Annotated in this window: 10 protein-coding genes; 6 read left to right on the top strand and 4 right to left on the bottom strand. The window is 36.5% G+C overall.

Features of this window, described 5'->3' with window-relative positions; genetic code table 11:
- Nucleotides 1-73: 73 nt before the first annotated feature.
- Together BXU10_RS08880 and BXU10_RS08885 are read left to right on the top strand one after the other, a co-directional pair.
- Nucleotides 74-1,570 carry an MFS transporter gene (locus BXU10_RS08880; RefSeq protein ID WP_078227025.1) on the top strand — a complete coding sequence of 499 codons (1,497 nt, stop codon included), beginning with the start codon at nucleotides 74-76 and terminating at the stop codon, nucleotides 1,568-1,570.
- A gap of 11 nt (nucleotides 1,571-1,581) precedes the next feature.
- Entirely contained in the window at nucleotides 1,582-1,806 is a 225-nt protein-coding gene (locus BXU10_RS08885) for a DUF6814 family protein (protein ID WP_031454172.1), read from the top strand.
- Nucleotides 1,807-1,881: 75 nt separating this feature from the next.
- Here BXU10_RS08885 and BXU10_RS08890 read toward each other — a convergent pair whose 3' ends face one another.
- From BXU10_RS08890 to BXU10_RS08905, 4 genes are all read right to left on the bottom strand, one after another.
- Nucleotides 1,882-4,755, bottom strand: coding sequence for an alpha-amylase family glycosyl hydrolase (locus tag BXU10_RS08890; RefSeq protein ID WP_078227026.1), 2,874 nt, complete (start codon nucleotides 4,753-4,755; stop codon nucleotides 1,882-1,884).
- A 79-nt stretch (nucleotides 4,756-4,834) separates the two neighbouring features.
- Complete coding sequence (locus BXU10_RS08895; RefSeq protein ID WP_078227027.1) at nucleotides 4,835-5,644, bottom strand: SusE domain-containing protein; 810 nt, start codon at nucleotides 5,642-5,644, stop codon at nucleotides 4,835-4,837.
- A gap of 11 nt (nucleotides 5,645-5,655) precedes the next feature.
- Entirely contained in the window at nucleotides 5,656-7,224 is a 1,569-nt protein-coding gene (locus tag BXU10_RS08900; RefSeq protein ID WP_078227028.1) for a RagB/SusD family nutrient uptake outer membrane protein, read from the bottom strand.
- A 15-nt stretch (nucleotides 7,225-7,239) separates the two neighbouring features.
- A complete protein-coding gene (locus BXU10_RS08905; RefSeq protein ID WP_078227029.1) occupies nucleotides 7,240-10,302 on the bottom strand; it encodes a SusC/RagA family TonB-linked outer membrane protein in 3,063 nt (1,020 codons plus the stop codon).
- A 237-nt stretch (nucleotides 10,303-10,539) separates the two neighbouring features.
- Here BXU10_RS08905 and BXU10_RS08910 point away from each other — a divergent pair, with 237 nt between their 5' ends.
- The 4 genes from BXU10_RS08910 (at nucleotide 10,540) to BXU10_RS08925 (ending at nucleotide 16,270) form a co-directional block, all read left to right on the top strand.
- On the top strand, nucleotides 10,540-11,568 hold the full coding sequence (locus BXU10_RS08910; RefSeq protein ID WP_078227030.1) for a LacI family DNA-binding transcriptional regulator: 1,029 nt from the start codon (nucleotides 10,540-10,542) through the stop codon (nucleotides 11,566-11,568).
- A gap of 278 nt (nucleotides 11,569-11,846) precedes the next feature.
- Nucleotides 11,847-13,202 carry an MFS transporter gene (locus BXU10_RS08915; protein WP_078227031.1) on the top strand — a complete coding sequence of 452 codons (1,356 nt, stop codon included), beginning with the start codon at nucleotides 11,847-11,849 and terminating at the stop codon, nucleotides 13,200-13,202.
- Nucleotides 13,203-13,220: 18 nt separating this feature from the next.
- Nucleotides 13,221-13,886, top strand: a complete 666-nt coding sequence (pgmB, locus tag BXU10_RS08920; RefSeq protein WP_078227032.1) for a beta-phosphoglucomutase — start codon at nucleotides 13,221-13,223, stop codon at nucleotides 13,884-13,886.
- 77 nt (nucleotides 13,887-13,963) lie between these two features.
- Nucleotides 13,964-16,270, top strand: a complete 2,307-nt coding sequence (locus tag BXU10_RS08925; protein WP_078227033.1) for a glycoside hydrolase family 65 protein — start codon at nucleotides 13,964-13,966, stop codon at nucleotides 16,268-16,270.
- Nucleotides 16,271-16,371: the final 101 nt, after the last annotated feature.

The following is a 16,371-nucleotide window of genomic DNA, read 5'->3' on the forward strand; positions in this document are numbered from 1 at the left end:
AATAAATATCTTTTATATTCGTAAAAAAATATTTTAATTAATTATTTATTATCAATTACATTATTTGCATTTTATGAGTAATACATCTACAAAGGGCATTTGGAAAGTGATTTCAGCTTCTTCAATGGGAACCATGATTGAATGGTATGATTTCTATATTTTTGGAAGTTTAGCCGTTGTAATTTCAACAAAGTTTTTTCCCAGCGACAACCCTACAGCAGCATTTTTATCGACATTGGCGACTTTTGCCGCAGGATTTGTAGTTCGTCCTTTTGGCGCTTTATTTTTTGGAAGACTGGGAGATATTATTGGTCGTAAATATACTTTTATGGCTACCTTGTTATTAATGGGTGGTTCTACTTTTTTGATAGGCTGTATTCCGAGTTATGAAACTATTGGATTTTTTGCACCCTTATTAGTTCTGATTTTACGTTTATTGCAAGGACTTGCATTAGGCGGAGAATATGGTGGAGCAGCCACATACGTTGCCGAACATGCCCCGGTTGGACAACGCGGCTATTGGACTTCGTGGATTCAAACTACCGCAACAGTTGGTTTGTTTATTTCACTGATGGTAATCCTGGCAACAAAAACGGTTCTTTCTGCTGAGGATTTTGACACTTGGGGATGGCGTGTTCCGTTTTGGGTTTCGATCGTTATGGTTGGAGTTTCTTACCTCATCCGAAAAAATATGGATGAGTCTCCTGAATTCGCAAAAGCAAAAAAAGAAGGAACTACAAGTGCCAGTCCGTTAAAGGAAAGTTTTGGAAACCGTTACAATTTAAAATTTGTATTGCTGGCTTTATTTGGAGCTACAATGGGGCAGGGAGTTGTTTGGTATACCGGACAATTTTACGCTATGAGTTTTATGAAAACTGTAATGAACATAGATTCTTCACAGGTTGATACTTTATTAGGAATTGCACTTTTATTAGGTACTCCGTTTTTTATTGTATTTGGATGGCTGAGTGATAAATTAGGCCGTAAATATATTATGATGGGGGGAATGCTGCTGGCCATTTTGCTGTACAGACCAATTTATAAGGCAATGTACACCACAACAGATACTACGCTTAAAACAGAAATTACAGAAAAAACAAAAACTACCGTTGAACTAACTCCTGCTAAAGATTCCGTTTACACGACTCATAAAGAATTTACTGACGGAACCGTTTCTATTGAAAAAAAGACGCATTTTGCTGCTAAAAAAGACGCTCAGGTTACTACCTCTGTTACTATTAATTCGAGTGACGAATGGAGTCTGATTTTCTTAGTATTTATTCAGGTATTATTTGTAACGATGGTGTATGGGCCAATCGCGGCCTTTTTGGTTGAAATGTTTCCGGTTAAAATTCGATATACATCCATGTCGCTGCCTTACCATGTTGGAAACGGAATTTTCGGTGGTTTGCTTCCTGCGATTTCGACTTATTTTGTGACTCATTCAAAAGCAGCAGGAAAACAGGACTTTTATCTGGATGGACTCTGGTATCCTATTGTAATTGCCTCTGTTTGTTTTGTAATTGGAATGATTTATATCGATAATAAAAATAAAAACTCTCACCTTTAATCTGCTGAAAAATGAATTTTATAAAAAGAGCCTTGGGAATTCTGTGGATCGTATTAGCAATTGCTGCTGCCTATTTTTGTGTTTTTGAATTTGGTCTGCCAAAATTTTTATCTGACCAGCAAGAGGATTTAGTATTTGGGATTATCATCCTGTTTATTCTGACTCCCTTAATTGTTTTGGGACTTGGAGTTTTTGGTTACTTTTCTTTAACAGGAGAATATGATAAAGAAAACTAACCTCTAAGAGTAATAAAAAACAAAAGGCTGTCCATACGCGGACAGCCTTTTTGCATTACTAAACTAACCAAAAGTTTATTTTTTAATAAACTTCATTACTTGTACTTCATTATTTTCATTAAGTGCTTTTACAATATATAAGCCCGGTTTTAAATCGCTTACGCCAAATTGAAAATCAGGATTTCCATTGGTTACAAAACTTTTTACCAATTGACCGGTGACTGCATAAATTTCAACTTTTACAGCAGTAGAATTCAATGTAAAATAATTTGAAACCGGATTTGGATACAAACTCACTGAATTTCTTTTTTCAAAATCTTCAATAGCCAGACTGGCTTGTTTATTTCCGTAAATTCTGAATTCACCTGCCGGAATACTTATTACAGCATTCACATCGGCAACACTTATTGTGCTATTGTCCATTAAATTATACCAGGTTCCAGAATACGAAAAACCAGTGGCAACGTTTTGTGTTGTTACATTAAAATTGGCTATAATCAATACATCTTTAAGCTGAGTAGAATTTAAAGCTGCATTGGTAATTTTAATGTTTGGATACAAAGAACTTGTATTTGCCATTGTAGCTGTTCCTGAAAATACCGGTTCTTTGGTTTTGAGCGTAATCATTTTGGCCCAGTCGTTGTAAATTTTATTTCGGGCAGTATTTCCGAGCCAGTTTCCTGTCCATTGTGGTTGAGGTTTGGTATCTAATTTACAGTCTCCTGAAATCGTCGCCGAAGCATCGTTTACGGTTCCGTTATTACAAGTGAAGATTGAAGAATCCCAGCCTAATTCGCCAAAGTGCCAGATCATTTTTGGTCCCGGAACCAGTAATGAAACTGCTCCAATAGCTGACATTCTTGACAAAGCCGTGCTTAATGATTTTACATTGTGTGCTGAATTTGTTGAATTCCCGTATTGAATGTTTTTATACATCAGACGCTCTTCATCATGGCTTTCGGTATAACCTATTAAACGATTTGAAGTAAAACCTCGGCTTGAACTTGTCATTCTGGAAATATTACCTGTGTATCCCATAGATAATTCATTATAAGCACCATTCAGATTACCCCACATCATGATTCCTTTGCTTGGCGATTCTGCAATTTTATAATTTGCCCATTGCTGTTCTTCCAAATCAGTTCCTAAATGCTCGAAAATAGTATAATGTGTAGGATTCAGACTCCATGAATAATCTGCGTATGATTTTAGAACATCAACTCTGTCCTGCTGATAAGCATTTGTACAAGTTTCATCTGAAGCCGTACAATTTTGCGTAAACCCTTTGGTTAAGTCCCAACGTAAACCGTCAATTTTATATTCTTCAACCCATTGTTTGATAACACGTTTTACATAATTCTGAGTTCTGATGGACTGGTGGTTAAAATCTTCTCCAACACTGTAACTGTGTTTGGCAGCAGTATTAAAATAAGGGTTTTCTGCGGTTGGTGATCCGAAACCGTCTCCGTCAGGATCATTCATCCACATTCTGACCATCGGATTTCTTCCGAAAGCGTGATTTAAAGCCACATCCAGAATAACTGCAATTCCGTTTTGATGGAATAGATCGATTAATTCTTTTAATTTATCCGAAGTTCCGTAGAATTTATCTAAAGCCATGTGGAAAGAAGTATTATAACCCCAGCTTTCGTTGCCCTCAAATTCCATTACCGGCATTAATTCGATAGCGTTTATTTTCAGGTTTTTAAAATAATCTATACGGTCAATGAGGCTTTGATAATTTCTGTTGGCATCAAAATCACGAACCAAAACTTCATACACTACCAGTTTATCTTTTTCAGGTTTTGTAAAATTGGTCACCTGCCAGTTGTATGGTGTTTGTCCGGTTTTTAAAACGGTTACTTCAAATTGCTGTCCTGATGGGTAAGCAGGCATATTTGGATAATTGGCGGCAGGAATGGAAGCATCATCATAAGGAGACAGAACCAAAGTAGAATACGGATCTGCCACTTTAACTAATGAAGGAGAATTGGCCAATGGTGTAGCATCTCCTACCCAATATTGAAACGTATTATTCGCTCCCGAAACCAGCCCTGATAATTCAAGCCAAAATTTCCCTGAAGTCGGGTCTTTTTTCATGGCATACATCGATGAAGGCTGCCAGTTATTAAAACTTCCGGCCACGTAAACAAAATCTTTTAAGGGCGCATCCAGAACTAAAGTTGCTTTTGTAGCATCGGCTGTGTTGTAATTGATTCCATCAGCCAAACCGGTAGGCATAGCTTCTGAAACCGTATTAGGATTTACAATAACCGAAAACTTTTTTGAAATGGTTATTTCGCCCTGCGTTACCAATAATTCATAACTCTGATTCGCTGTAATGTTAGTGTGGCTAAAGGAATAACTCGCCGTACTTGCATTTGTATTAATAGTGTTTCCGTTTGATTTTAATACATAGCTCGCAAAACCATTGGTATTTGTCGCAGCAATGTTAAAATTAGCCCCTGATACTAAAATAGCTGAGCTGTTTTCTGCAGGAGAAGTAAGTGTAACCTGAAAAGTACCTACTTCGACTAAAATATCCTGTGATTTTTTATCTCCGGTTCCGTCTTTGGCTTTGACCAAAAAACCGATTCTGCCAATTCCGGTTGCATTGTAATAGTTAACAAGAGTAATAGTTTTGGTGTAAGTGTCTGTTCCTGCATTATACGTAAACATACTCGCTGCGCTTGAAGCGGTCCATGAGCCGTTATTTGGTGTTCCTTTTGTAGTGGTGTCATTAATATCGAAACCCCATGCCCATAAATACAATTCGTGAGTTGCGGCAATGCCCCAGGTCGTTTCATTGATACTGCTTCCGTTTATGGTTATGGTAATCGTATTTGTTTCTTCAAAAGTAGTAGGGCTTACAGTATAGGTCACATTTTGCTGTTGAGCAAAGACACTTATTGTTAGTAAAAGAACTAATGTGAGTATAATTTTTTTCATAATAAGAGTGACTGGTTTAGTTAGTATTATAAAAAAAGGCTACCATTATAGATAGCCTTTTCAATATTGAGACTAAAAATTAGTCCAATGTTATTGTTTTTGCAGCGTTGTCAATTGTTAAAACCCTGGATCCGGTTGGTCCGGTATATTTAAAATTGGCATCTCCATCACCTGCATTTACTAATTCTGAATCAATAGTAAAGCCTAATCCGCTGTAGTAAGTGTAGTTATGGCTAGAATCCCAGTTGCCGTCATTTGTAAAGTTATTTCCTAAAAATTCTCTAAAAGCTTCTCCGCTTTTAAGAACAACGGTAACCTTGTAAATATTGGTTTTTCCAATAACTAATGGAAATTCAGTTTCGGCATCACCTTCCCATGACCAGCCGCCGGGAGTAGCCGCACCAACCAGCCAGTGAGACGAAGCCAAAGGCACGCGATATGGAGTGGCTTTAAATATGTTAACATTAGAGTATTGAGGGATTCCTGATATTCCCAGAACAGATTTTATACGAATTTCTACATCATTTACCTGTTTTTCAATAAAACCTCCATTCACAAGAGCCTGATTTAATTCAGATACTTTTAAACTTTTAGAAAGTTCTGTTGTACTTGCTGCAGAAATTGGGTTGGCAAAATTAGTTCCTGCTTTTGCAATTTCAATCGTATAGTTTATTACAGTTTGAGAACCGGTGTATTTTGCAGCGTCCCACTTTACTACTGTCGCAACATTATTCTCAGTTTCTTTTGACAAAATAATGCTAAAACCTGTTGCGGGTGTCACTAATTTTGGTGCCTCAGAAGCAGTTGCAACTATATAATCATCCGGATTACAAGACAGTATTGTGGTAAACAACACCAGAAATATGCTTTGTTTTAATATATTTTTCATGTTTCTGTAAATTAAGATTGAGGATACCCCGGATTCTGGGTTAAATTTGAATTTGACTGTAAAGCGCTTGTTGGAATCGGATACAGATTGTAATTATCCGGAATAGAAGTTCCGTCTTTTACACCGCCTTTCCACGGCCATAAATAGGATCCTCCGGTAAATTTTCCAAAACGAATTAAGTCTTGTCTTCTGTGTCCTTCAAGGTTCAATTCTCTTGCCCTTTCTTTTAAAAGGAAATCTAAATTTAGTTCTCCGGTCGAAATCGCTCCGGCGTTTGATCGGTTTCTTACGGCATTAACATAATCCAATGCTGTTTGGGCAGATCCGCCGGCAGCTCCTCTTACAACGCACTCAGCATACATTAAGTAAGCGTCTGCGAGTCTGAATAATGGAAAATCTGTATTGGAGAAACTGGTCGCATTGGAAGGTCCTGAAAAGTTGGAATTTCTAAATTTCACACTTGGATAACCGTCTGTCCATGTTTTATAGTTGTTCATTTCGTAGGAATGTCCCGTTGTCCAGAACAATTTTGCCCTGTCATCTGTTGAGCCTGCTAAATCACCGTTATTAAACAATCCGTACCAGGCTTTGGTAGCTCTGTGGCCTCCCCAGTTATCAGTTGCTCCAAAATCATTTGGATTCATTGTTTCGGTACTTAAATTTCCATTTACAATGTAAGTTGTATTACCATAACCCTGACTCACAACAGCATCGGCAATTAATGTGTAAATAATTTCAGGTGACGTATTATTGTCTCCGGAAAAGATACTTACGAATTTTGGCGCAATTGTGTAACCTCCTTCGTCAATGACTTTTTTCGTATATAACAATGCATCATCATATCTTTGAGTGCCTGTATATACTTCAGCATTTAAATATAATTTGGCCAATAACATTCTTACTACGTTTTTATCGGCTTTGCCATACGATTTTGTCGCTGTGATGGTTCCTTCGATATCTTTCAGTTCCGATTCAACAAATTCAAAAAGTTCTTTTCTTGTTGATTCTTTTTTAGGTGTCGAGGTGTTAATGTCATCTTCGGTAGTGATAACTCCTTTACCAAAACAGTCAATCACATAATAGTAAGCTAACGCTCTTAAAAAACGAAGTTCTGCTATATGGTTTTCTTTTTCAGGAATTGCAACAGAAGTTGTTTTTAAAATCTTAATCAGATTACTGGCCTGAGGAATTGTATAATAAGCTCTGTCATACAAATACCTGAAAAACTTATTATTTGGATTCCATCCGGTTGTGGTGGTTAGCTGGTCTAAACCATCATCACCCCAACGATTTTTCATGCCATCTGCAGAGAATTCCTGCAGGTTGATGATACTTCTTAAAAAAGCCGCTTCACCCGCATCTTTTGTAACAACATCCGTAGATGCCGGTCCGTCTGGTCCGGAAAGTGCAAAGGTTCCGTAAATTTTAGATACCAAACCGTCTACCGCTTTTGGATCCTGCTGTAAAAGCTTATCTAAAGTCAATTCTACTTTTGGTTCTGTATTCAGATCATCCACACAGGAAGTGAATAAGAAAAGAACAAAAGCTGCTCCTATTATTTTAAATTTAAATTGATTCATTTGTACATTTTTTTATTAGAAGTCTAAATTCAGACCCAAACTGAAAGTTCTGGATCTTGGATAGAAATTATTATCAATTCCGTTGAAGTTTTCCGGATCTACACCAGTATAATCTGTCACAATAAATAAGTTATTTGCAGCAGCATATAATCTTAAAACCGCACCTTTTAATACATTGTCAAAATTATACCCAAGCGTAATATTCTGGCAGCGCAGGAAGCTCGCATCTTCTAAATAATAATTAGAAAAAGGAATGTTTCCGTTTACATTCTGAAAGACATAATCAGTATCTAAAACGTTAGTTAAATTGGTAGAGTTAAGCGGAATAGCCTTGTCTAAATATCCTGATTGCAGTTTTCTTGCATTGTATACTTTTCCGCCAATCTGACCGTTGAAGGTTGTGGTTAAGTCGAATTTTTTATAATTAGCTGTTAAACCAAAACCGTAGGTCCAGTTAGGTCTTAGTGCTACATAAATTCGGTCATTATCATCAATAGTTCCGTCTCCGTTTTTATCAACAAAAGCATTTTCAACTGGTCTTCTGTCTGAATCATAAATTTGTTCAAAAACCCATGCAGAATACGGCTGTTCACCCACAGTATTATACGCAATTTTCTGACCTGTTCCATTTGGAATCGTTGAAGTGTTGTCTACATTCGTAAGTCTGTTATTCAGATCGGTAATTTTGCCAATGTTGTACGCAATGTTACCATTTACAGATAAATTGAAATCAGTACTGCTTACCACTTTCACATTCACGTTTCCTTCGATACCTTTATTTTCCATTTCCCCAACATTCGAAATAAATTCGTTTGTTAATGCCTGTCCCGGAGGAGCCGAAACGACAGAAAGTAAATCTTTCGTGTATTTTTGATATGCGTCAATACTACCGGTAACGATACTGTTCTCAAATAATTCAAAATCAACCCCTACGTTGTAAGTTGTTGTTTTTTCCCAGGTCAAATCTTCGTTGTAAGGCTTTGCAAAGTATCCGTTTACACCCGGAATATAAGTACTTGAAGCACTGGTTGAACCAAACAAAGCACTATATGGATAAGAACCTGCAGCACTTGTAATATCCTGCTGACCTGTTATACCATAGCCTAATCTTAATTTTAATTCTTTAAAAGTCCCTGAATCCTTTAAGAACGTTTCATCCTTAATTCTCCACGCAAAACCTGCTGCCGGGAAATACCCCCATCTGCTGTCTTCTTTAAATAAAGAGGAACCGTCTGCTCTTAAAGTCAATGTAAACAAATATTTATTTACCAGATCAAAATTTGTTCTTCCAAAAAACGATTGCAGATTTCGTTCGTTGTAATATCGGTTGTTTGGGTTTGCCAGATTTGGAGTTAACTCTCTTAATCCGTTAACGGTGCTATATCTGTAAATTTCTTTGTTACCGTCTGTTACAAAGTTTTGATACGAATATCCTGCCTGAGCATCTATTCTTGATACAAATCCGTTTAAATTTTTAGTATAAGCCAGATAGGTATCTAATGTTTTGTTGGTTACTGTTTGATTTTCTGCATAATGTAACCCCGGATTAAACACATACGTTGGAGGTGTAGTTGCAGCAGAATTATCTAATTGATAGGTCTGAATAGAATTATCCGTGTAAACTTCTTCAATTTTGGTTTTAGAAGCTTCGATACCTCCATTTGCAACAGCTCTCAGTTCTTTTAGAAAAGGCATTTTATAATCTAATTCAATGTTTCCTAATAATTTCTGAACCTCTTCCGGACGTGATCTCTGATTTAAAACCGCCAAAGGATTCAACTGTCCGCTTAGGGAGTTATTTGTGTTGAGCAACTGGTAATATCCGCCAAATCTGTTGCTTGCACTATTGTCATAAGCCGGCTTAGTTGGATCCATTCCTAAGGCATTTCCAATTACGGCATCAACATCTATTGCGTTCTTTTTTACAGAAAGACCTTTGGCATTAAAATCAATTTTTAAATTGTTGTCCAGCAGAACTGGTGAAAGTTTAATAGAAGCAGAATATCTGTCTAAATCATTTGTTCTTACTACACCTTCATTTTTGGCATATCCGACAGAAGCTCTAAATGGAATCTTACCAAACAAGTTAGCCCTTGCGCTAAAGTTGTTATCTGTAGAAACAGATTCTCTGTAAATTAAGTCCTGCCAGTTCGTATTAGCTACAATTCTTCCTTCTATTTGAGGAGTTCCTGGAATATCAGTTGCGCCTGTTCCGTCTGGAATACCAAGTAAATTGGTATATGTTGGATGGTATTTTTGCATGAAAGAAGTAAATTCAGTTCCGCTTAGCATATCAACAGGATTGTTAACTTTTCCAATTGTTACATTAGATGAAAAGTTGAATTTAGGAGTTCCGGAGACCCCTTTTTTAGTAGTAATGATAATCACCCCGTTTGATGCTCTGGAACCATAAATTGCGGTTGCAGATGCATCTTTCAAAATGGCAAATGTATCTACGTCATTAGGATTTATTAAGGTTAGCGGATTAGAGATTCCTGCAGGATTGGTGTTGTCAATTGGCACGCCATCAATAATTATAAGAGGACTGTTGTTTCCTGATAAAGAACTTCCTCCTCTAATTCTGATGTTTGGATTAGAATCGGGTGCACCGCCATCAGAAGTGATTCTGACACCTGCTGCTCTACCAACCAAAAGCTGATCTGCAGATCCAACCGGCCCTTTGTTAAGCTGTGCAGCAGATAATACCGTTACGGCACCTGTTGCATCTTTTTTCTTAACGGTTCCGTAACCTACCTGTACTACAACCTCCTTAAGTTGATTGGTATCTTCTTCTAATAGGATATTTACTGTTTTTTGTCCGGTATAATCAACAATAACCGTTTTGTATCCAATAAATGAAACTACGATTTTATTGCCGCTTTTTGCATTCGATAACTGAAAATTACCGTCAAAACCAGTCGATGTTCCTCCCGGAGCACCTTGTACACTTACATTTACTCCTGGGATTGGCTGTCCCGTCGCTTTATCGGCAACTGAACCGTTTATAGTGCTCTGAGCAAGCATCAAAAACGGAAACAGCAGGAATAAAAATAACAACTTTTGAGAAATTGTTTTCATACTTTTTGTTTAATTTAGTTTGAGTTTTAGATTGTTAGTTAAGCTTTTAATTTTACTTCGAATTTCAAAATTAGGAATTAATTAACATGCTCAACACCAAGTCATTTTTATAGGCCTACGCAAACGTGGTAGTGTTGAAAACTTTATATATTACGTCGTTTTTTTAAGAGTAAAATTATGATTTATGAAAATTAAACATACCTTTATTATCAATAACATTTTTTTTAAATTAGCATCATGAAACGAAAAGTGACCCTAAAACAGATTGCTAAAGAGCTCGATGTATCTATTTCAACGGTCTCAAAATCATTGCGAAACAGCTCTGAAATTGGTGAAGAAACACGATTAAAAGTGCAGGCTTTTGCAAAGTTTTACAACTATAAACCCAACAACATTGCCCTTAGTTTAAAAAACCGAAAAACCAAAAGTATTGGTATTATCATTCCTGAAATTGTACATTATTTTTTCTCTACCGTAATCAACGGAATTGAACAGGTTGCTAATGAAAATGGATATAGTGTAGTAATCTGTTTATCGGATGATTCTTTTGATAAAGAAGTATTAAATATGGAAATGCTGGCCAACGGAAGCATCGACGGTTTTATCATGTCGCTTTCAAAAGAAACACAATTCAAAGGGGATTTTCATCATATTACAGAAGTAATCAATCAGGGAATGCCTGTAGTAATGTTTGATCGCGTTACCAATGATATCTTATGTGATAAGGTAATTATTGACGACAAATCTGCTGCATACGAAGCGGTTCAGAGTCTTATTGATAGCGGAAGAAAAAAAATAGCCCTTGTCACGACTGTTGATTATGTAAGTGTTGGAAAACTCAGAACTGATGGTTACGAAAAAGCACTTTTAGACAACGGATTACCATTCAATGAAGATTTAATTATAAAAATTGAAGATGTAGATACCTGCGAAATTACAATCAGCCAGCTTTTACATGACAGGGCTTTTGATGCCGTTTTTGCCGTAAATGAGCTTTTTGCCGTAACCATTATAAAAACAGCAAGCAAAATGGGACTTAAAGTTCCTGATGACCTGGCTGTAATTGCTTTTACCGACGGAATTATTTCAAAATACTCTACGCCAAGTATAACAACAGTAAGCCAGAGCGGAGAAAAAATGGGCAACAAAGCGGCTAAAATGCTTATTGAAAGACTGGAAGCCGAACATGACGATGAAGAAGAAAATGAAAATTATACTACCGAAGTGATTGAAACGCATCTTATAAAAAGAGAGTCTACAGATTAATTCTTAAAGCATTAAAATAGAAAGAGATATAAGCTGTCTAAACCTGAATTTTGTTTTATCGTTTATCACTTTTCATTTTAGTAGTACTTTTTTTTTATTTAATTCATTCTACAACCTTGTAGTAAAAAATGTTCGTTCTTATTTGCCATTATAAAACAAAAAACGTAAATATATTTATATATTTACAGCCCAGTTCAAAGCTTTTACTTTTACTTCGAAATAAATAGTAAGTTTTGATAAGCAAAGCGCTTATCGTATAATTTTTACAAATTGCGATAATGGAAAAGCGTAAATTAAGTTTCTGGGAAATTTGGAACATGAGTTTCGGATTCCTGGGAATACAAATGGGGTTTGCACTTCAGAATGCAAATGCCAGCAGAATTCTACAAATTTTTGGTGCAGACGTACACGAACTTTCATGGTTCTGGATTATTGCTCCCCTGATGGGATTAATAGTACAGCCAATTATCGGTCATTACAGTGACAGAACCTGGGGAAGATTTGGCAGACGAAAACCTTTCTTTTTAGTTGGGGCAATTCTAGCTTCGGTTGGATTAATTTTAATGCCACAAGCTAATATTTTTACTGCAGTACTCCCGGCTTTATGGGTAGGAGCAGGAATGCTGATGATTATGGATGCTTCTTTCAACATTGCCATGGAGCCTTTCCGTGCTCTTGTTGGGGATAATTTAAGAACAGATCAGCGTACAGCTGGTTTTAGTATTCAGACATCCCTAATTGGTTTTGGAGCGGTTATTGGTTCAGCATTGCCCTATGTTTTAACGAAATGGTTTCACGTTTCAAACAATACTGTTGCAGGAAATGTACCTCTGAATCTTACATTGTCTTTTATTATCGGAGCAGCAATATTAATTGGATCTATATTGGTTACGCTGTTTACCACAAAAGAATATTCACCGGAAGAGTTGGCAAATTTTGAAGAACCGCAAAATGACGTGATTTCTGATACAGAGGAGAAATCAAAAATCACCGATATTTTCACAGATTTTGCAAAAATGCCTGTAACAATGCGTCAGCTCAGCTGGGTGCAGTTTTTCTCCTGGTTTGGATTATTCGGTATGTGGGTTTTTACAACTCCTGCTATTGCCCACCACATTTACAAATTACCGCTTAGCGACACTTCTAGCCAGGAATATCAGAACGCAGGTGACTGGGTCGGAATTTTGTTTGGTGTTTACAACTTTGTTTCTGCCATTGTAGCTTTGTTTTTCCTGCCGTATATCGCAAAAAAAATCGGACGAAAAGCAACACATTCATTTTCTTTAATTATAGGAGGAATCGGTTTAATCTCCATTTATTTCATGCCTGATGAAAACTGGGTAGTTTTACCTATGGTTTTAATTGGAATCGGCTGGGCAAGTATTCTGGCTATGCCTTATGCCATTCTTGCCGGTTCGATTACACCTAAAAAAATGGGTGTTTACATGGGAATCTTTAATTTCTTTATTGTTATTCCGCAAATTGTAAATGCATTGATCGGAGGGCCTATAGTAAAATATCTTTATCATGGTGATGCTATTTACGCCTTGATTACCAGTGGAGTAAGTTTCTTAATCGCGGCTGCATTAGTCTGCAAGGTAAAAGATGCAGATGACACTATCCTAAAATCATAAAGAAGATCCCTTTTTACAATGAGCAAAAAAGCATTCATTTTCGACCTTGACGGAGTCATTGTCGATACCGCCAAATATCACTTTTTGGCATGGCAAAAAATCGCGCAGGCATTACATATAAATTTTACCCATGAGCACAACGAACTTTTAAAAGGGGTAAGCCGCGTTCGTTCGTTAGATATCATTCTTGAATTAGGGAATGTTGAAGCTTCTCAGGAAGACAAAGACAAATGGCTGATTCAAAAAAATGAGGAATATTTATCGTATTTGGTTGATATGAATGAAAGCGAAATTCTTCCGGGAGTTTTAAATATTCTAAAACTATTAAAAGATAAAAATCAGGGAATTGCACTGGGATCTGCCAGCAAAAATGCAAGACCTATTCTGGAAAAAACAGGAATTCTGTTTTACTTCGATGCTATTGTTGACGGAAATGATGTTACAAATGCAAAACCAGACCCCGAAGTTTTCCTGAAAGCGGCTCAATTACTAAATATTGATCCAAAAAATGCAATCGTGTTTGAAGATTCTGTTGCAGGAATTCAGGCAGCAAATATCGCAGAAATGGCAAGTGTAGGAATTGGTGAGGAAACAATACTGCATGAAGCTGATTATATTTTTAAGGATTTTACCCAAATCTCCACAACCTTTATAGAAACTTTAATTGAAGAATTAAAAGATTGAAAGATTTAAAAATTAAGATTTTGAACTATTCGAAAATCTTTAAATTTTTAAATTTTTAAATCATTAAATTGAAAAAAATGAACCAAGATTATATAAAACCAGACAACTGGTCCATCATAGAAGAAGGATTTGACGCAGAAAGTGTCAAATCTTCTGAAAGTCTTTTCAGCCTTGGTAACGGGGCTATGGGACAGCGGGCCAATTTTGAAGAAACGTACTCTGGCGAGACTTTTCAGGGAAGCTACATTGCAGGAATTTATTACCCTGACAAAACCAAAGTAGGCTGGTGGAAAAACGGTTACCCGAAATATTTTGCCAAAGTATTAAACGCGCCTAACTGGATTGGAATTAACATTGAAATCAATGAAGAAAACCTGGATTTAAACACATGTGATGAGGTTCGGAATTTCCGCAGGGAACTGAATATGAAAGAAGGATGGTACAATCGTTCTTTTGAAGCGGTTTTAAAAAACGGAACCGAAATCTCCGTTAATGTCCGTCGTTTTCTTTCTTTGGGTTTAGATGAAGCAGGAATCATCAAATACGATATTACCCCTTTAAACAAAGACGCTAAAATTGTATACAAACCGTATATTGATGCAGGTGTAACAAATGAAGATGCCAATTGGGATGAAAAATTCTGGAAGCCATTAGAGGTAAAAAAATCGAATAGTGAAGCTTTTGTAACAGCAAAAACGTTTAAAACGCATTTTAAAGTAACTACTTTTATGCACAATACGATTTTGGCCAATGGTGAAAACGTTTATATTTCGCCTTCTGCAATTGATTCTACTATCGATAAAGTGCAATATACGTATGGAACCATCATTGCAAAAGGGCAAACCTCATCGATTCAGAAAATTGGCGGTTATACCGTTTCCTTAAATCATGAAAACACTTTGGCTGCAGCCGAAAAATGTATCAAAACTGCAGTTTCTTTAGGATATGATACTTTGCTTCAAAACCAAATTGATGCCTGGGCAAAAATCTGGGAAATGTCAGATATTACAATTGAAGGCGATGTAAAAGCACAACAGGGAATTCGTTTCAATATTTTTCAGTTGAACCAAACCTATTCCGGAAAGGACAGCCGATTAAACATTGGACCAAAAGGATTTACCGGAGAAAAATACGGCGGATCAACGTATTGGGATACTGAAGCCTATTGTATTCCGTTTTATATGGCTACAAAAGATCAGGAAGTTGCCCGAAATTTATTGACCTATCGTTACAACCAACTGGATAAAGCGATTGAGAATGCAAAAGATAATTTAGGTTTCAAAAACGGTGCAGCTTTGTACCCAATGGTGACCATGAATGGCGAAGAATGCCATAACGAATGGGAAATCACCCACGAAGAAATCCACAGAAACGGAGCGATTGCTTTTGCGATTTACAACTACTACCGTTACACCGGAGATTACTCCTATATTCCTGAAAAAGGTTTGGAAGTTTTAATCGGAATTGCACGTTTCTGGCACCAGAGAGCTTCTTTTTCTAATGACAAAAATCAATATGTTATTTTGGGAGTTACAGGCCCAAACGAATACGAAAACAACATCAACAATAACTTCTATACCAATTATATTGCAAAATGGTGTATTGATTTTGCTTCGGAACAAATTGAAAAAGTAGCTTCAGAATATCCGGAAGATCATAAAAGGATATTTGAAAAAGTAAAACTGTCTGCCGAAGAAATTCAGGAATGGAAAAAAGTAGCTGATAACATTTATTTCCCGAAATCGGAGGAATTAGGGATTTATTTGCAGCAGGACGGTTTTCTGGACAAAGAATTAGTTCCGGTAAAAGAGTTAGATCGTTCACAGCGTCCAATTAATCAAAAATGGTCCTGGGATCGAGTGTTACGTTCACCATACATCAAACAGGCTGACATTTTACAATGCTTCTATTTCTTCGAAGATCATTTTTCGAGAGAAGAATTAAAACGCAATTTCGAATTTTATGAGTCGTTTACAGTGCATGAAAGTTCGCTTTCACCTTGTGTACACTCAATTCAGGCTGCAGCATTAGATAAAATGGATATGGCATACACATTTTATTTGCGGACATCCCGTCTGGATTTGGACGATTATAATAAAGAAGTTAAAGAAGGCTGTCATATCACGTCAATGGCGGGAACATGGATGAGCATCGTAGAAGGTTTTGGCGGAATGCGTGTTAAAAATGATCAGCTTCATTTTTCTCCAAAAATTCCAAAAGAATGGAAAGGATATTCTTTTAAAATTAATTTCAGGCATCAAATTTTAAAAGTTACAGTAAATCATACTGAAACAACTTTTATGGTAGATGGTGATCAGGATTTAACTATTATCGTAAATGGAAAACCTGTAATCGCAAGCAAGCAACTCGCTAAAATTCATTAAATTACAATACTTTAAAACTAGAAATATGAAATGAGCATGACCGGAAATTGGTCGAATATACCAATTAGGATATGCGAATTACATATGACCTTTAAAAATCA

Source organism: Flavobacterium sp. LM4 (genome assembly GCF_002017935.1).
Lineage (GTDB): Bacteria > Bacteroidota > Bacteroidia > Flavobacteriales > Flavobacteriaceae > Flavobacterium > Flavobacterium chungangense.